This window comes from Streptomyces sp. NBC_00328 (genome assembly GCF_036139655.1).
Lineage (GTDB): Bacteria > Actinomycetota > Actinomycetes > Streptomycetales > Streptomycetaceae > Streptomyces.
Genome location: NZ_CP108013.1, coordinates 539,426 through 556,638, shown reverse-complemented (window position 1 = coordinate 556,638; position 17,213 = coordinate 539,426). Strand labels below are relative to the sequence as shown.

Annotated in this window: 15 protein-coding genes and 1 pseudogene; 8 read left to right on the top strand and 8 right to left on the bottom strand. The window is 71.9% G+C overall.

The window, feature by feature from the left end; genetic code table 11:
- Nucleotides 1-96: 96 nt before the first annotated feature.
- A complete protein-coding gene (locus tag OG485_RS02305) occupies nucleotides 97-1,992 on the top strand; it encodes an AfsR/SARP family transcriptional regulator (protein WP_328663922.1) in 1,896 nt (631 codons plus the stop codon).
- Between the two features lie 531 nt (nucleotides 1,993-2,523).
- Here OG485_RS02305 and OG485_RS02300 read toward each other — a convergent pair.
- The gene (locus OG485_RS02300; protein ID WP_328663920.1) at nucleotides 2,524-3,585 is read right to left on the bottom strand and encodes a helix-turn-helix transcriptional regulator; all 1,062 of its coding nucleotides are present in this window, start codon (nucleotides 3,583-3,585) and stop codon (nucleotides 2,524-2,526) included.
- Between the two features lie 98 nt (nucleotides 3,586-3,683).
- Here OG485_RS02300 and OG485_RS02295 point away from each other — a divergent pair, with 98 nt between their 5' ends.
- From OG485_RS02295 to OG485_RS02275, 5 genes and pseudogenes are all read left to right on the top strand, one after another.
- Nucleotides 3,684-3,872 carry a hypothetical protein gene (locus OG485_RS02295; RefSeq protein ID WP_328457117.1) on the top strand — a complete coding sequence of 63 codons (189 nt, stop codon included), beginning with the start codon at nucleotides 3,684-3,686 and terminating at the stop codon, nucleotides 3,870-3,872.
- A gap of 142 nt (nucleotides 3,873-4,014) precedes the next feature.
- On the top strand, nucleotides 4,015-4,686 hold the full coding sequence (gene lexA / locus OG485_RS02290) for a transcriptional repressor LexA (protein WP_328663912.1): 672 nt from the start codon (nucleotides 4,015-4,017) through the stop codon (nucleotides 4,684-4,686).
- Between the two features lie 177 nt (nucleotides 4,687-4,863).
- Complete coding sequence (locus tag OG485_RS02285) at nucleotides 4,864-5,226, top strand: DUF1330 domain-containing protein (RefSeq protein ID WP_328663907.1); 363 nt, start codon at nucleotides 4,864-4,866, stop codon at nucleotides 5,224-5,226.
- Nucleotides 5,227-5,325: 99 nt separating this feature from the next.
- The gene (locus OG485_RS02280) at nucleotides 5,326-6,153 is read left to right on the top strand and encodes a class I SAM-dependent methyltransferase (RefSeq protein WP_328663905.1); all 828 of its coding nucleotides are present in this window, start codon (nucleotides 5,326-5,328) and stop codon (nucleotides 6,151-6,153) included.
- A 577-nt stretch (nucleotides 6,154-6,730) separates the two neighbouring features.
- Nucleotides 6,731-7,153: pseudogene (locus OG485_RS02275) on the top strand (carbohydrate binding domain-containing protein); the annotation flags it as partial.
- A 76-nt stretch (nucleotides 7,154-7,229) separates the two neighbouring features.
- Here OG485_RS02275 and OG485_RS02270 read toward each other — a convergent pair.
- From OG485_RS02270 to OG485_RS02240, 7 genes are all read right to left on the bottom strand, one after another.
- Nucleotides 7,230-8,021, bottom strand: coding sequence for an MBL fold metallo-hydrolase (locus tag OG485_RS02270; protein WP_328663902.1), 792 nt, complete (start codon nucleotides 8,019-8,021; stop codon nucleotides 7,230-7,232).
- A gap of 211 nt (nucleotides 8,022-8,232) precedes the next feature.
- Nucleotides 8,233-9,036, bottom strand: a complete 804-nt coding sequence (locus OG485_RS02265) for an alpha/beta hydrolase (RefSeq protein ID WP_328663900.1) — start codon at nucleotides 9,034-9,036, stop codon at nucleotides 8,233-8,235.
- Nucleotides 9,037-9,065: 29 nt separating this feature from the next.
- Complete coding sequence (locus OG485_RS02260) at nucleotides 9,066-9,314, bottom strand: alpha/beta fold hydrolase (RefSeq protein ID WP_328663899.1); 249 nt, start codon at nucleotides 9,312-9,314, stop codon at nucleotides 9,066-9,068.
- A gap of 343 nt (nucleotides 9,315-9,657) precedes the next feature.
- Nucleotides 9,658-10,482 (bottom strand): alpha/beta fold hydrolase, encoded by an 825-nt coding sequence (locus OG485_RS02255; protein ID WP_328663897.1) that lies wholly within the window; start codon nucleotides 10,480-10,482, stop codon nucleotides 9,658-9,660.
- Between the two features lie 211 nt (nucleotides 10,483-10,693).
- Entirely contained in the window at nucleotides 10,694-13,468 is a 2,775-nt protein-coding gene (locus OG485_RS02250) for a helix-turn-helix transcriptional regulator (RefSeq protein ID WP_328663895.1), read from the bottom strand.
- Nucleotides 13,469-13,601: 133 nt separating this feature from the next.
- Nucleotides 13,602-14,009, bottom strand: a complete 408-nt coding sequence (locus OG485_RS02245; RefSeq protein WP_328663892.1) for a hypothetical protein — start codon at nucleotides 14,007-14,009, stop codon at nucleotides 13,602-13,604.
- Nucleotides 14,010-14,317: 308 nt separating this feature from the next.
- Nucleotides 14,318-14,965, bottom strand: coding sequence for a TetR/AcrR family transcriptional regulator (locus OG485_RS02240; RefSeq protein WP_328663891.1), 648 nt, complete (start codon nucleotides 14,963-14,965; stop codon nucleotides 14,318-14,320).
- 135 nt (nucleotides 14,966-15,100) lie between these two features.
- Here OG485_RS02240 and OG485_RS02235 point away from each other — a divergent pair, with 135 nt between their 5' ends.
- Entirely contained in the window at nucleotides 15,101-16,246 is a 1,146-nt protein-coding gene (locus tag OG485_RS02235) for a VOC family protein (protein WP_328663890.1), read from the top strand.
- Nucleotides 16,247-16,272: 26 nt separating this feature from the next.
- The gene (locus OG485_RS02230) at nucleotides 16,273-17,211 is read left to right on the top strand and encodes a fumarylacetoacetate hydrolase family protein (protein ID WP_328663888.1); all 939 of its coding nucleotides are present in this window, start codon (nucleotides 16,273-16,275) and stop codon (nucleotides 17,209-17,211) included.
- Nucleotides 17,212-17,213 lie beyond the last annotated feature (2 nt).

Genomic DNA, 17,213 nt, shown 5'->3' with positions numbered 1-17,213 from the left:
CACCCCTGCCGCTCCTCGGAGGCTTTCGTGCACAGAATTCCCTTCCCCTGTCAGACCTCCGACGACACCGGCTGGGGAAGGGGCTGAGGGGGCGAGATGGCCGAAGCGCTCACGGAAAGCCGCGGCATGGCATCGGCTCCCGGAATTCCGCGAGAGTCGGCCGCTGAAATAGGCGGCGAAGCCGAAGCCGCCCCCTTACGGCTGACCCTCCTCGGTCCGCTGCGGGCCTCCCGCGGCGGTCTGCCGCTCGCGCTCGGACCGCTGAAGCAGCGCCTCGTCCTGGCGGTCCTGCTCACCCGCCCCAACACGCCGGTGTCGGTGGAGGAACTGACCGACGCCCTCTGGCCGGACGACCCGCCCCGTACGGCCCGCAAGAACCTTCAGGCGTACGTGTCGGTCCTGCGCCGCGTGCTCGACCCCGACGACCTCGGCCGGCTGAGCCACGGTCCCGGCGGCTACGTACTGCACCTCACCGCGGAGGAATGCGACACCCTGCGCTTCGACGAACTCGCCCGGCGCGGCGACACCGAGGCGCGCGCGGGCGCGCCGAGTCACGCGGCCCGTACGTACCGCCAGGCGCTGGACCTGTGGCGGCACGACCCCTTCAGCGACCTGGCACCCCGGGCCGACGTGCTGCGCGCCGCCGTCGAACGGCAGCACGCCCGGCGACTGGCCGTCTACGAGGCCTGGGCGGAAGCGCAGCTGGAGATCGGTGACCCGGGTCCGGTCGCGGACACCGTGGACGAGATGGTGAGCCGCCACCCGCTGCGGGAGCGGCTGCGCGCCGCCCAGCTCACCGCGCTGCACGAGGTGGGCCGCAGAACGGAGGCGCTGGCCGCCTACGACGACTGCCGTCAGCGGCTGTCCCGGGAACTGGGCCTGGAACCCGGCGCGGCGCTCCACGGCGCCTACCGCTCCCTCCTGGACGACATGGCCCCGCCCCGGCCGCGCGGCGGCCCCACCGGGTCACGGCTGCTGCTCCCGCCGGACCTCGCCGACTTCACCGGGCGCGCAGGGGAACTGGAGTCCGTCCGGGCCCAGTTGGAGACCGGGGGCGGCCCCCCGGTCCTCGTCACCGGCGCGGTCGGCGTCGGCAAGTCGGCCTTCGCCGTACACGTCGCGCACCGCCTCGCCGCGCACTACCCAGACGGCGTGGTCGCCACCCGGCTGTGCGCCGAGGACGGCTCGACGCGCCCCTGGGCGTCGGTACTGGCGGAGCTGGCCCGATCGCTCGGCTGTACCGAGCGGCTGCCCGCCGACCGGGAGGAGGCCGCCACCGTCTGGCGCTCCTGGCTGTCCGGGCGCCGGATCCTGCTGCTCCTGGACGACGCACCCGACGCCACCGCCCTCGGCCCGCTGCTGCCGCCGTCGGGCAGCTCAGCGGCCCTGGTCACCTCCCGCGGCCGGTTGCCCTGTCTGGAGTGCGCGCACCGGGTGGAACTCCCGCCGCTGTCCCCCGAGGAGGCACAGGACCTGCTCGGGGGAATCGTCGGGCGGCCCCGGCTGGCCGACGAGCGCGCGGCGGCAGAACGTATCGTCGCGGCCACGGGGTTCCTCCCGTTCGCTCTGCGAGCGGCCGGAAACCGCCTGTCCGTGCTGCGCCACATGCCGCTCGGCCAGTACGCGGACCGCCTCGAACATCCTCTGGAGGCGCTGGACGAACTCGCGTCCGGCGGCCTAGGGGTCCGCGCCCGTCTCGCCGGGGCCTGGGCCCGGCTGCCCGCTTCCGCCCGTGACTCCCTCCACGCGCTGGCCGCACTGCCGGACGTCTCCTTCACTCTCCCCTCCGCCGCCCGCGTTCTGGGCAAGGCCGGACGGGACGCGCAGCGCTCCCTGGAGGAACTGATCGACATCGGCGTCCTGCCACCGCCGTCCCTGCCCGAGGTGACCGCGCACACGGCCGCGGCCCCGGAGACGGTGCGCTACGAACTGCCCTGGCTGACCCTGTTGTTCGCGCGCGAGCAGGCAGCCGCGTCGGGGGAGCGGTGCTAGGGCGTGTCCGCAAAGTCGCGTCGTCCGCCCGAAGGGCGGGCCCGGCGGCGTCATGGGGGTCCCCCCTGCTCGAGCGGAGCCGAGAGCTCGGGGGAGCGTGCTCTCGGCGTGCCGGGCGCAGACCCTCGTACTGGACGTACTTGGGTCTTCGCCCGGTGCGGCGAGAGTGCGTGCCAGGCGTCGCCGGGCAGGCGCGACTTTGCGGACACGCCCTAGGGCCTGTCGTCCGGATCACGCGTCGGGACGCGGGGCCGAGTCCGCGATGTCCCGGGAGCGGGATCAGGAGGCCGACGACGGTGGCCACGGCCGTGCTGGGGCGGCCGGAGTGTCGTGGCGAGTGAGGCCGGCTCCACACCGGCACCGGCACCGGGACCGGGACCGGCACCGGGACCGGCACCGGTATCCGTATCGGCACAGGCACAGGCACAGGCACAGGCACAGGTACAGGTACAGGCATCCGTATCGGCACCGGTATCGGTATCGGCGCGTCGCCCGGCCCTCAGTGGGCCGAGGCTCACGCCGGCAGGGTTCTCACGCTCCGCCCGTCGTGGCCGAAGCCGGACCGGAGGACTGCACACGGGCCAGATATCCGGCCTGGAAGCGGCTGGCCGCGCCCAACTGCTCCATGATCTCGGCGATGTGCTTGCGGCAGGTGCGCAGCGACATCCCCAGCCGGCGGGCCACCATCTCGTCCTTCATGCCCTCGGCCAGCAGCCGGACGATCGCCTGTTTCACCTCGTCCCGCGCCGAACTCTCCGTCCAGGCCGGTTGATAGGGCTCGGCCAGGGACCAGGCGTGATCGAAGGTCGCGCAGAGATAGGAGACCGTGGACGGCTCCTGGATGACGATGGCCGCGTCCAGGTCGTCCTGGTGCGGGATGAACACCGTCTCCCCGTCGAAGGCGACCATGCGGCCGAAGAGTTCGCTCAGCGTCCTGATCTCGGCGCCCTCGTCGGTCATCCGCCGCGCGTACTCCTGCGTGGGCAGGTGGTAGCGGGCGGTGTGCTGGTACAGGGTGCGCATCCGTATGCCGCGGCGCAGCATGTCGCGGTCCTGTACGAACGCCTGCTCCAGCAGTGCCGGGGAGCGGCCGCCGCCGGGGTGACAGGTACGGACCTCCTTCCGGCACCGCATGGTCGCCTCGGTGATCATTCCCACGACGGTCTTCAGGTCCGTGATCTCCGTCAGCGGGGCCCGCCCCTGCCACTGCCGCATGCCTTCCGTATAGAACGGCGCCAGGAGGGAAAGCTCGGCCCGCAGCCGATCGATCTCGGCGAGCTGCCGCCGCAACCCCGCCTCCCGCGGCGCGACCAGCGCGGCGAGGGCCGCGTCCGGCGCCATCGCCACGAACTGGTCGGGGTCCCCGGGCAGGCGGCGCAGCAGCAGGAGTTCGGTCAGCGTCGTCACCGCCGAGTCCGCCCGGCTCTCCGGCAGCCCCAGCGTCGCGCCCAGCGTCCCCGCGTCGCACGATCCCTGGTCGCTCACCCACCGGAACACCCGGACGGCGTCCTCGGACAACTGCGCTTCGTGCGACGGCCACCCCGCCGCCGTACGCAGGCCCGGAACCGTGCCGTCCTCACCGATGCCGCCCACCCAGCCCCCTCATCAGCCACAAGACCTCAGCAGCCGCTGCTGTGTCCATTGTTCAGATGTGCGATGGAGTTTCCCAGACCCCCTCGGAAGGAATCACTGTGAAACCGGCCAAAGGCGCATTCATCCTGCTCTTCGAGCGCTTCACCGTACTCGGCCACCGGGTGCGTGCCCGGCGGCGCCGGGGCGGTGGCGCCGGCGCCACCGCGCGCGAGATCCTCGACCAGCCTCCGCGCCCGGTGCGCGAGGGCGACGACGACTCGCCGACCGTCCCCACACCCCACTGGTGACGTGCCGACGCCCGGACGCCCCCGTGTCGAGAAGTCCCTTCCGCGTCCTGGCAGCCCGCGTTTCCGATCCCGGCGTTCCCCATGCACGGGAAGGCGGGTTAGGGTCGGGTTCCGCGAGGATCATGTACGGAGGGACCGGGGGATGGAGAACAGCACGCCAGTACGCCGGGGACGACCTCCGGGCGTACAGGCCGTCGAAGGTGAGCTGACGGCCCGCCAGGCGGCCATCGTCCGCTACATCACCGAGTCCGTCGCCCGGCAGGGCTACCCGCCGTCGATGCGCGAGATCGGCCAGGCCGTGGAGCTCTCCAGCACCAGCTCGGTGTCCCACCAACTGGGCGCGCTGGAACACAAGGGTGTGCTCTACCGCGACCCGCACCGTCCCCGCGCCTACCGTGTGCGTCCTTCCTGGGCCCCCGAGCTCGCCGCCCGGAGCTCGAAGCCGGCCGAGGTGCCGCTCGTCGGACGGATCGCGGCCGGCGCGCCCCTGCTCGCCGACGAGATGGTCGAGGACGTCTACTTCCTGCCCCGTCAGGTGGTCGGGGAGGGGGAGCTGTTCGCCCTGACCGTGTCCGGCGACAGCATGATCGACGCGGCGATCTGCGACGGTGACATCGTGACCGTCCGCAAGCAGGACACCGCCGAGCACGGCGATATCGTCGCCGCTCTCCTGGAGGACGAGGCCACCGTCAAGGTCCTGCACCGGCAGGACGGACAGGTGTGGCTGATGCCGCGCAACGCGTCCTTCGCCCCGATCCCCGGTGACGACGCGCGCATTCTCGGCAAGGTGGTCGGCGTCCTGCGCGTGCTCTAACGCAGGGGGTTTTGGCACACATGCCGGGAGAGGTGGAACGCCTGGACGGGCTCCGGCCCCGGCGCGTGTCCTCGATGCGAACGCCCGGCAATTACCCCCGAGGTAATCGCACCGGCCAACCACCGTCGGCTACGTTCCGGTCATCGCTCACAGCCCCGGAACGAAAGGAGCCCTGTGGTGCCCGCCTACGGCTTCGCTCATCTCCGCAGCCGCCGGAGTCACTCCGACATCATCGAGTACCTGGAGCGCATCCAGGCAACCCTCGACCCCTTCGCCGGCCGCTTCGTCATCCACGGTCCGCCGGTCGAGGTCGTCGAGGGTACGTGGCCCGGCAGCATGGTGCTGATCGAGTTCCCCGGCCTGGCCGAAGCCCGTGCCTGGTACGACTCTCCCGCCTACCGGGCCATCCTGCGTTTGCGTACCGACCACGTGGAGGGCGACTTGGTGCTGATCGAGGGCGTCGGTCCCGACTACGACCCGGCCGAGCGAGCTCGCACGTTGCGAACGGAAGCCGGCCGAGCGGGCCCGTCGACCACGTGATCCTGCGGCCGCGGTGCGAGCTCACCGACATCACGTCCCCCCGGGCTGCCGCCAAACCGGTTGGCGTACCCGTGGACGCGCCGCATAACTTGGGCGCTCGTGACCGATGACCCGAAGACACGCCCGAATCGGCAAGACCTCGGCCGGGTGTTCAACGAGGTGCCGGAGCTCTACGACCGGGTCCGGCCGGGATACCCGGACGAGCTGTTCGCGGACCTTGTCACGGTCACCGGCATGGACGAGGGGGCGTCGGTACTGGAGGTGGGCTGCGGCACCGGTCAGGCGACGCGCTCGTTGGCGGCGCTCGGATGCTCCGTGACCGCTGTCGAACCGGGCGAGGAAATGGCCGCACTCGCTCGCCGACGGATCGCCGCCTTCGGCAACGTCGAGGTCGAGACGTCGACGTTTGAGGAGTGGGACGACCGCGGTGGACGCTTCGATGTCCTCGTGGCCGCGTCGTCGTGGCACTGGGTCGACCCGTCGATCGGCTGGCGACGAGCGCACGACGTGCTGAATCCCGGAGGCTGGATGGCACTGCTCGGCAACGTCGTCGTCCGCCGGCCGGGAGAGCCGGAGGTGTACGCCGAGACCGCCGATCTGCACGAGCGGTTCTGCCCCGGAAACCCCGGCTGGGGTCATCCGCCGCTGGAGAACACCGTGCGAACCACCGGCGAGGGCTGGGGACTGGTCGAAGATCCCGGCGGATTGTTCGGCCCGACGATCGTGCGCTGGTACCCGACCGTTCAGTGGTTCGACGGCGACGGCTTCGCCGATCTTCTTCGCTCGACGTCGCTGTACCGGAGGCTCGACCGCGACGTCCGGGAGCCCCTGCTCGACGCGATCGCCGAACGCATCCGCACCCGGATGGGCGACCGAGCCGCACGTCGCTACCTGAGCGTCCTCCGCGTCGGGCAGCGCGCCGAGTGAGCCCGGTGGTGAAGGACCTGCCGAATCAGCGGCAGCCGTGCGGCTTCCCCAGGCGCCGGCGCCGGCTGAACCTACGGAGCGGGCGTTGCGTATCAACTCCAGAGGGACAGCTCAGGTCTCCACCACGGGACGGAAGGAGAGCACCGTGCCCACACCGCCCGCGTCCGGCTCCTCGGACGACGACCAAGCGCTGGAGCCCATCCGCGTGCTGCGCCCGCGCCGCACCGACGCGCTGGCCCAGCTGCTCGACGAGATACGCCAGGACAAGGACTACCGCAGTCACGAGACCGTGGCCGCAGCCGACCCACACACCCGGACCGACGGCGAGACAGAGGAGCTCCAGCCTGTCCCCGGCGGCAGGACGGAGGAACTCCCCGCACCCGACGGCGACGCCCGCCCGCCGCATTCCCTGGGCCGCCCGCGCCTCGGGCCCGGACAGCGCCGGGCAGCCGTGGTGGTCGCGGTCGTCGCGGCGGCCGTCGTCGGCTTCGGCTGCTCCCTCCTGATCCCCAGCCGCACCGACGCCACCCCGGCCGCACCCGAGGCGAGCGCGTCGTCGGCCCCGACGCCGGTCGCCCCGGGCGCGGCCGGGGCCGCCGACGTCCTGACCAATCCCGGCTTCGAGTCGGGCGGCCTCTCGCCGTGGAGGTGCACCGGCAACCTGGGCTCGATCGTCTCCTCCCCCGTCCACACGGGCTCCAAGGCCCTCCAGGGGGCGGTGAGTTCGAGCGACACCGCGCAGTGCGACCAGACCGTCGCTGTACGGCCGGACACCACCTACTCGCTCAGCGGCTGGGTCCGCGGCTCCAACGTCTACCTGGGCGTGAACGGCGGCGCCTCCACCTGGACCACTTCCCCCTCCGGATACAGCCCACTGACCGTCTCCTTCACGACAAAGGCGTCCCAGACCAGCGCGACCATCTACGTGCACGGCTGGTACGCACAGGGCACGTACTACGCCGATGACATCACCCTGGACGGGCCCCGTGGCGGCGGAGGCACCTAGAGCTTTCGTGTGCCGGCGCACCCGCCGGTCCTACCGTCGAGGAACCCGGCGTTTCCGCCATCGTCCACCGTTACACGGTGAAGTCCACACCCGTCCCGGCGGGCAGCAGGCGGAAGCGGTCCCGGATGTCCTCGGGGGCGGTGGCCAGGTGCCGTTCCATGGTCGCGCGGCTCTCGTGGAAGTGGTGCCAGCCCTCGTAGTGGACCGGGATGACGGTGCGCGGGGCGAGCAGACGGCAGAGTTCCACCGCCTCGGCCGCCGTCATCGTGTAGCGGACCGGGCCGGTCAACGGGAAGCGGACACCGCCCAGGTGCATCAGGGCCGTCCCCACGTCCAGGCGCCGGGCCACCTGCCGTACACCGTCGTACAGGACCGTGTCGCCCGACATCCACAGGGCCCCGTGTCGCTGCCCCTCCCAGTGCAGGGCGAAGCCGGTCACCTCGCCGGTGAAGGGGCGGGACAGCGGTGGGCCGTGGCGCGCGGGGGTCGCCGTGACAGTGATGGCCGGTCGGCCCGGAGCCTCCAGGCGGTGGGTCGTCCAGGGAGCGAGGGCGCGCGCGTTGCCGCCGAGGCGGCGGGCGCCGGACGGCGTGGTGAGGACGGTGTCCGCGGAGGCGAGCAGGGCCCGTCCCGCGAGGTCCAGGTTGTCGCCGTGGTGGTCGTGGCTGAGCAGAACGGCGTCGATCGGAGGGAGTTCGGCGGGGGTGAGCGCGGGACCGGCCGTCTTGTACGAGGACGTTCCCCAGCCGAAGCGGTAGCGGTGGCCGGGCGGGTCGAAGGTGGGGTCGGTGAGCAGCCGCCAGCCACCGGCCTCGATCAGGGTGGTCGGACCGCCGATGTGGGTGATGCGCGCTTCGCTCATGCCGGGTCCCCGTTCACAGTGCCGTCGTCCGCTGTCTTGTCATCCGCTGTCCAGTCGTCCGCGGTGTCGCCTGTGCGGTCCGGCCCGTTCGCGGTGTCACCCGTACCGCCCAGCCGATCGCGGTGTCACCGTATGCGGTGTCGGCCGCAGGCGGTCCCCGGGCCGGGACGGATCGCGTACGTCCGTCCCGGCCCGGGCAGTGCCGTGCCGTCTAGCTGATGGCGTGCTCCAGTGCCCACGACAGGGCGTGGTCCGCGACTTCTTCCCAGCCGGGCGAGGCCGGCATGAGGTGCGGCTGGCCGGGATACACCTTCACCTCGGTGACGGTGTCCGACTCGTAGTGCCGGGCGTTGGACTGCTGGACCTTGGGCGGCATCAGATGGTCGAGTTCGCCGGAGAGGAACAGCAGCGGCGCGCGGTCGTCGTTGTGGTAGTTCACCCAGATGTCCTGGTGGCCGGGCTGAAGGTTGGCCAGCACGCTGTTCCACAGGATGCGGCCGGAGGCGGGGACCGCGTAGCGCTCGTACAGCGCGCGCGACTCCTCCTCCGTGAACGTGTTGGTGAAGGCGTAGTGCCACTCGTCATGGGTGAGGCCGACGGCCTTGTGATGGTTCGCCGGGTTCTTCAGCACCGGGAAGGTGGCCTTCACCTGGGTCAGGGGCACCACCGATACGCCCTCGGTGGGGGCGGAGTTGATGGCGACGCCGGCCGCGCCGTAGCCGTGGTCGAGCAGGACCTGCGTGAAGGCACCGCCGGCGGAGTGACCGATCAGGACGGGTGGCCTGTCGAGCCCGCGGACCACGTTCGCCAGGCTCTCGATGATCTGCGGGGCGGTGATTTTCTCGATCGGGGCCGGGTCGGCGTTCAGAGCCTCGACCTCCACCTCGAAGCCGGGGTACGCGGGAGCGATCACGCGGTAGCCCTGCTTCTCGTAGCGGTCGATCCAGTGTTCCCAACTGCGGGGTGTGACCCAGAAACCGTGGATCAGGACGATGGTGTCGGGGGCAGTGCTCATCGGAGCTCCTCGGGAGGCGGTGACAGGTGTCAGCGGGTGGCGCGGTGCGCGGCCAGGATCTGGCGGACCACGACGTCCGGGTGGGACATCATCACGACGTGCGAGGCACCCTTGACCTCGACGGTCGCGCTGCCCGCCCGCTCGGCCATGAAGCGCTGCGCCGTGGACGAGGACGACGGTCGGTCTGCTCGTGTCGCCGGTACGGGCCGTCGCGGAGGCGGACGCGGTGCCACCGGCGAGCGTGAACGCGCCGGTCGCGAGCAGGCCGCCGAGGACACGGCGGCGGGGGTGGGCGGGGGAGGTCACGGTATGGCTCCTTCGGCTCGGGCGGGCGGGAGGCCCGCCGGACAGCGGGCGGGGAATCGCCCGGCAAGATGCGGGAAGGGGGGAGAGGCGCCCGACGGGGTGAGGGCGGGGCGAAGAGTCGCCCCACGGGGTGTGGGCAGGACGAGGTGCCGTCCGGCAGCGGTGGGCGGTGACCGCGTCCGCCTCCGCGACGGCCCGTGACAGCGGGCCGGGGAAGACCGGTTCACCCGGTCGCACCGGACGCCTGTGGCGAACGCGCGAAGGCGCGTCCCGGCCGTCACGCCCTCCTGGCGCGGCCGACTCGCTCGCTCCCGCTCAGGAGTTGAGGAACTCCAGCAGATCAGAGCCCAGTTGGTCCTTGTGCGTGTCCGTGATGCCGTGCGGTGCGCCCGGATAGACCTTGAGGGTCGCGTTCTTGATACGGGCGGCCGACGCCTTGCCGCCGGCCTCGAACGGCACGACCTGGTCGTCGTCGCCGTGGACGACCAGCGTGGGAACGTCGAAGGCGTCCAGGTCGGACCGGAAGTCGGTGGCGGAGAAGGCCGCGACACACTCGTAGGCGTTGCGGTGTCCCGCCTCCAGACCCTGCCGCCAGAACGCGTCCCGGATGCCCTGCGAGACCTCGGCGCCGGGCCGGTTGTTGCCGAAGAACGGTCCGTCGGCGAGGTCGTGGTAGAGCTGCGAGCGGTCGGCGAGGGAGCCCGCGCGCAGCGCGTCGAACTCCTCGAGAGGTACACCGCCGGGGTTGTCGTCGGTCTTGAGCATGAAGGGTGGTACGGCGGAGACCAGGACGAGCTGGGCGAGGCGTGCGGTGCCGTGCCGGCCGACGTAGCGGGCGACCTCGCCGCCGCCGGTGGAGAAGCCGACGAGGGTCGCGTCGCGCAGATCGAGGGTGTCGATGAGGGTGGCGAGGTCGTCGGCGTAGGTGTTCATCTCGTTGCCGTTCCAGGTCTGGTCGGAACGACCGTGCCCGCGCCGGTCGTGGGCGATGGCGCGGAAGCCGTTCGCGGCGAGGAACAACTGCTGCGCCTCCCAGCTGTCGGCGTTCAGCGGCCAGCCGTGGCTGAGCACGACCGGCCTGCCCTGGCCCCAGTCCTTGTAGTGGATCCGCGCTCCGTCGGCCGCGGTGACGTACGGCATGGGTGCTCCCGTCTTCGGAGGATTTCCGACCGGTTGATCGTCCGCCGGGACCGTGCGCCCCCGAATCCCGTGCGACGCGTAGTCGTGACCGCCGCGCGCCGGTCGCGTCACCGGGTGCCCGTCCTGCGAACGGTCCGCCCAGCCGCCTGGATCGGGCGGACCGGCCCCTGCGCCGCGGGTCCGGAGGGAGTACCTGGGCCCGGCGCCGGGCTCAGAGCCCCGGCGCCTCGCCGAGCCGGCGTCGGGAGGTGACGTCGAGCTTCCGGAAGACCTTCCTCAGGTGGTAGTCGACCGTGCCGGCGCTGATGAAGAGCTGGGCGGCGATCTCGGCGTTGGTCGCGCCGTCCTTCGCGAGCCGGGCGATCGTGAGTTCCTGCGGGGTCAGCGCGGGCTGCGGTCCCGCGGATCCACGACGGGGGTGTTCCCCGGTCGCGGCCAACTCCTGGGCGCTGCGCGCCGCGTAGCCCATGGCCCGCATGCCGTCGAACATCGCCAGGGCCGTACGCAATTGCTCACGGGCGTCCTTGCGGCGCTTGCGGCGGCGCAGCCACTCGCCGTACAGCAGATGGGCGACGGCGCGATCGGAGCGGGCCCTGGTGCCGGAGAGCAGGGTGATCGCCTCGCGATAGAGCGGTTCGGCCTCGTCGGCGGGAGCGAGCAGCGCCTCCGAACGAGCCAGTACGCCCAGCGCCCACGGTGTGTTCGCCGCCCTGGCGCGGGAGGTGAGCGTACGCAGCGCGGCCGAGGCCAGCACGCGGTCGCCGCAGCGCACCGCCGCCTCGACGAGGTGGGGCAGCAGCCGGGAGTGCACCCCGAGGACGTCGTGTTCGATCAGTTGGTGGGCGGTGGCGCGTGCCTGCGCGTAGTCGCCGCGGCTCAGCGCCAGGACGACGGCGCCGATGCGGGCGATGGACGCGACGGCGCCCGCGCCGAGCCGGGTTCCGGCCTCCATCGAGCCGCGCAGGACCGTGTCGAGATCGTCGGCCTCACCGTGCCAGGCGAGCAGTTCCGGGTGCCGGTAGATGGCCCACACCTCGTCGTTGGCACCGATCGCGGAACGGATCTGGTGACCCTCGGTCAGCAGGTCGTCGGCGGCGGCCAGTTCGCCGAGATTGGTCTCGGACATGGAGGCGCAGTACAGGGCGGAGTCCAACTGCCACAGGGCGCCGGCGCGTCGGCTGATGTCGGCACCGCGCCGGATGACGGCGGTGTGCGCCCCCTCGTCCCACAGGACCATGGTCATGGTGATGACGGGCAGTTGGCCCCGTATCACGTCCTCGTCGCCGGTCCGCGGGTCGAGCAGCATCGTGGCGGCCCTCCGCAGATGGGGCACGGCGCTCTCGTACCCGTCGGTGGCCAGGACGGCGAACGCGCGCAGCACGAGGTCGACACCGGTGGCGGGCGCGTCGCGCGGCACCAGTTCCTCGATGGCGCGGGCGATCTCGGCCGGTGTCGTTCCCTCCGCGAGGTGTTCGGCGGTGATGACACGCTCGACGGCCCTGAGAAGCGCCTCACGGGCGAGGTCGGGTGCTCCGCCGGTCAGGGAACGGGCCGCGTTCAGGCACAGCGCCGGCGCCTTGGCGAACGAACCGGCGTCGCCGAGCGCGATGACGGTGTGCGCGCGGACGAGCAGCGCCCTGCCCCGGCCCACGTCGTCGAGCAGTGAGACGTCGAGGGTGTCGAGGAGCGATTCCGCCTGCACCGGCGCTCCGGCGCGCAGCGCGGCCTCGGCCGCGGCCAGCAGCCGCTCGGCGCGTGTCCCGGCCCGCGAGGTGAGTTCGGCGGCCCTGGTCAGGAAGGTGGCGCGGGCCGCGTAGCCGCCGCGCGCGCCCGCCCGGTCGGCCGCCCGCTCCACCTCGGCGGCGACGGCCTCGTCCTGGCCGAGCGCCGCCGAGGCGAGGTGCCACGCGCGCCGGTCGGAGTCGGCCGGGCGGTCGGTGACCTCGGCCAGGGCACGGTGGGCGCGTCGGCGTTCGCCGCCGTCCGCGCCGCCGTAGACCGCGGACCGCACCAGGGGATGCCGGAACCGCGCGGTGGTCCGCAGCACCACGAGCCGCTCGGTCTCGGCGGGGCCGGAGGCCTCGGGGTCGACGCCGAGGCGCCGCGCAGCGCTGGTGACGTATCCGAGATCGCCGCCCGGCTCGGCGGCGGCCAGCAGTAGCCAGGTCCGGGCCGGTTCCGGCAGCGCCCGCACCTGCCGGAGGTAGTGGGCCTCCAACCGGCCGCCGAGAGGCAGCGGTTCGGGCAGGGCGAGTCCGCCGGAGAGCTGCTCGGCGGAGAGCTCCTCTCCGAGGTCGGCCAGCGCCAGGGGGTTCCCGGACGTCGCGGTGACGATCCGTGCGGCGACCCGGGCGTCGAGCTGACCGGGGACGGCCTCGCGCAGCAGTTCCAGGGCGAACTCGTCCGCCAGGCCTCCTACTTCGATGACCGGGAGCCCCGCGGGCACCTCGAAACCGGTGCGGGCCGCGAACAGCAGACCGACGCCCTCGGCGTGGAGCCGTCGGCCCACGAAGGACAGGACACCCAGCGATTCGTCGTCGAGCCACTGCATGTCGTCGACGCAGCACAGCACCGGGCGTTTCCTGGCCGCTTCGGCGAGCAGGGTCAGTACCGCGAGCCCGACGAGGAACCGGTCGGCCGGCGGACCGTCGGCCAGTCCGCAGGCCACGCGCAGCGCGTCGTGCTGGGTGGGCGGCAGCGCGCCGGAGTGCTTGAGCGCGTCCAGGCCGCCCCGTCCGTCCACCAGCGGGATGAGCATCCGGTGCAGCGCGGCGAAGGGGAACCCCGCGCTCTCGGACTCGATCCCCGCCACCGGGACCACGCGCAGGTCGGCTGCCTCCGCCGCCGCGTACTCCAGCAGCGCGGTCTTGCCGATCCCGGCGTCTCCGCGCAGCACCGTCACCTTGCTGAGCCCGTCACGCATTCCTGCCACGAACCCTTCGAGGACCCGGCGTTCCCCGGCCCGCCCCTTGAGTGTCAACGCCACGCCCTTCGGATGCTCGGGTGGCGAGCCGACGACGGCACGCTCCCTCGCGCCCGCAGTGATCTCACGCTCCCCCTGTCCTGCCCATCCTGGAGGGACCTGACCAGGAAAGGGGGCTGCCCGCGGAAGTTCGAGATCACGTTCCGCTTCGCCGGCTCGGCGCGTCCTGACGGGGGAACTCGACCGGCTGGTGCGGGAGTTCGCGCGAGGAGCCTTGAGGGCGAGTAGCCGCGGCAGCGATGCCGGACTCCCGAAGCCTGCGGGCCAGTCGTTCCATCTCGGGAAGGGTTCCTGAGCAGTCACCATCCAGCACACGGCGCAGCACAGCCTTGGCGTTCATCAGGTCGATGCCGAGCTCGGACCGCAGCACGCGCATGATGGCGACGTTCTTCGCCGGCGGGCTACTCACCTGCAGCCTCGCGAGTCCATGCTCGGAGAGCATCTGATCCCGCCGTTCGGACGGCAGGGCGCCATCGCACACGGCTACCGCAAATCCACAGGCGAAACAGGTCGACTCGACGTCCCATCGCAACCGGCCGTCCATCAGGCCTGGACTCCCCAGCACTCCAGCTCCGCACCGCAGTCCGGGCACACAGCGGAGTACCTGACGGATTCGAAAACCGCCCGTTCCATTCCCACCCCCGACAGAGACGAGGCGGGAGAGGCCAACCCCGCCGGACAGGCTCACTCCCGCCCGCGTCCGCCGCGACGTCCAGCACGTCCGGCAGCACGGCGACGGCCTCCACCACGCGGTCCAGGCCGTCGCCCACATGCACAATCTCGCCCGGCCGCGCGATCAGGACACCCGGGCCAGGCCCCTGACCTGCAAGTCAGGGGCTTGCGCGCCACGCTTCAGGCGACGGGGGAGGCGAGGTCGGGAAGCGGGCGCCGGGCGACCTCGCGGGCTTCGTCCGGCGGGACGCCCAGCATGCGCAGGACCATCTCGGCGAGGTTCGACGATGCCTCGTCCCCGTCCAGGTCGGGGCGCGCGAACCGCAGCTCCACCAGGGACAGGAGGGTTCCGCCCAGGGCCGTGAGGGCGACCGTCGGATCGACGGCGGTGAAGCGGCCGGAGGTGATGCCCGCCTGGAGGTCCCGCAGTGCCCGGGCGGCCAGGCCGTTCTCGGAGTGGATGTGGGACAGGCCGCAGTGGCGCAAGACCTGCATCAGCTCCGGGTGGGACGTGGTCAGCCGGGCGCTGAGGCGGAAACCGGCCGCGACGAGCTCGGCCGGGTCGCCGATGCCCGTCAGGCTCTCGTCGAAGGTCCTGCCGAACTCCTCCAGGGCGTCGACCACGGCCGCGTCGAACAGCTCCGTCTTGGACTGGAAGTGGTTGTAGAAGGAGCCGAAGCCGACGTCGGCGCGTTCGGCGATCACCTGGATGCTGGCGCTGGTGTCCCCGGATTCGGCGAGGATCTGCCGGGCCGCGTGGACGAGGGCGCCGCGGGTCTTGGCGCGGCGCCGATCGAACCGGTTGCCGGGCGGGGCTGACGTAGGCATGCGCAGATTCTAACCGCCGAGGCGATGACTGTCGCAGTCCTGATGAATTCATCATTTCCCGTCGTGAACGTATTGACGACGGAACCGTCACAGTTGATGATTTCATCATTACGGCGATGCTGCTGGGAGGACACCATGTCTGAAACCCGCCTCAACGGGGCCGACACAAAGACGGCCCATCAAGACCTCCACAGTGAGCAGGGCGCCCGGCGCGGTGAGCATCCGGGACGCTCCCGGAACCCCGTGATCAAGGTGGCGGACCTGGCCTGGCTGGAATTCGAGAAGCCGGACCTGGAGCGGGCGGAAGTCTTCGCCCGCGACTTCGGCTTCCAGACCGCCGCACGCACCGAGCACGAACTGTGGCTGCGGGGCACCTTCTCCGGATCGCCCTGCATGGTGATCCGGCGCGGCCGCACGTCCCGCTTCATCGGTCCCGCCTTCCACGCGGCCGAACGGGGCGACCTGGACCGCCTTGCGCGCGCCACCGGTGGGGACGTGCGCGGCGCGGACGTGCCCGGCGGCGGCACGGTGGTCGACCTGCTCGACCCCTCCGGCTTTCCGGTGCGGGTCGTGCACTGCGCGGAACCGCTCCCCGAACTGCCGGGGCAGCAGCCGCAGCTGCTCAATTTCGGCACCGAGCGGCGTCGCACCGACACCACCCAGCGCCCACCGCGGGAGCCGTCCCGGATCCAGCGCCTGGGACACGTGGTGCTGGAGACGCGGGTGTTCGCGCGGGCCCTGGGCTGGTACCTCGACACCCTCGGCATGATCGTGTCGGACTTCCTGTTCCTGGACGGGCAGCGCGGGCGCGGCCCGACGATGGCGTTCATCCGCTGTGACCAGGGCGGCCTGGCCGTCGACCACCACACCCTGGCCATGCACCTCGGCCCCGCCAACGGCTACGTCCACTCCGCCTACCAGGTCACCGACCTGGACTCGATCGCGGCAGGCGGCGAATACCTGGGCGAGCGCGGCTACAAGCGCAGCTGGGGCATCGGCCGGCACATCCAGGGCAGCCAGCTGTTCGACTACTGGCGCGACCCCGACCGCTTCATGCTGGAGCACTTCGCCGACGGCGACCTGTTCTCCCGCGACCTCGAACCGGGCTGGGCGCCGATGTCGACCAGCGGACTGGCCCAGTGGGGGCCGCCCGCCACCCGCGACTTCCTCGGCGCGAGTCCCTCCCCGCAACGGATCCGCGACGTCGTCCAGGCCCTGCGCGGCGACAACGAGATGGACCCCGCCCGTCTGCTCGGCCTGATGAAGGCCATCAATTCCTGACCCCGCCCCCTCACAAAGGCACCGACATGAGCACCAACATCCTGCGCACCGCCGACGGCTGGTGGGTGGTGCGCGACGAGCACGCCGTCCTCATCGACACCAAGGCCGTCACCACCGCCGACCTGATCGCCGACCGCCAGGCCGTCGGTGAGGCCGCCGAGAGCACCGCTTCGGGCACACCCGTCGCGGACCTGGCCGCCCTCTCCCCGGTCACCACCCCCTGCCGGGTCGTCGCCCAGATGGTCAACTACCGCAGCCACGCACGCGACTCCGGCTTCACCGGCGACATCCCGCCCGCCTTCTTCCGCAAGGCGTCCGGCTCGGTGAGCGGCCCGGGCGATGCCATCGTCCGCCCCCGGCACGTGCGGTTCCTCGACTACGAGGTGGAACTCGGCCTGGTCATGGCCGCGCCGCTGCCCGTCGGCACCGTCGTCCAGGAGGGTGACCTGCCCTCGTACGTCGCCGGCCTCGTCATCACCAACGACGTCAGCGCGCGGGACGTGCAGCTGACCAAGACGCAGTTCTACGAGAGCAAGTCGTACCCGACCTTCACGCCCACCGGCCCCCACCTGGCCCTGCTGGACACGGAAGACTTCGCCCACCTCCTCGACCTGCGACTGCAGTTGAGCGTCAACGGGGACCTCCGCCAGGACCGCACCCTCACCGACATGATCGTGCGGCCGGCCGAGGCGCTGACACTCCTCGCCCGGTTCCAGACCCTCGACGCCGGAGACCTCCTGCTGACCGGCACCCCCGGCGGCACCGCGCTCAAAGCCCCGCCGAAGGCCATCGAGAAGATCGGCGCCCTTCTGCCGCCCGCCATGAAGTGGAAGGCGTTCTTCAAGAGCCAGGCCCGCAATCCGCACTACCTGCACCCCGGCGACGTCGTGACCGCGACCATCGCCACCCCGGACGGGCGCATCGACCTCGGCGAGCAACGCAATTCCGTGTCCGACGCGAAGTGACC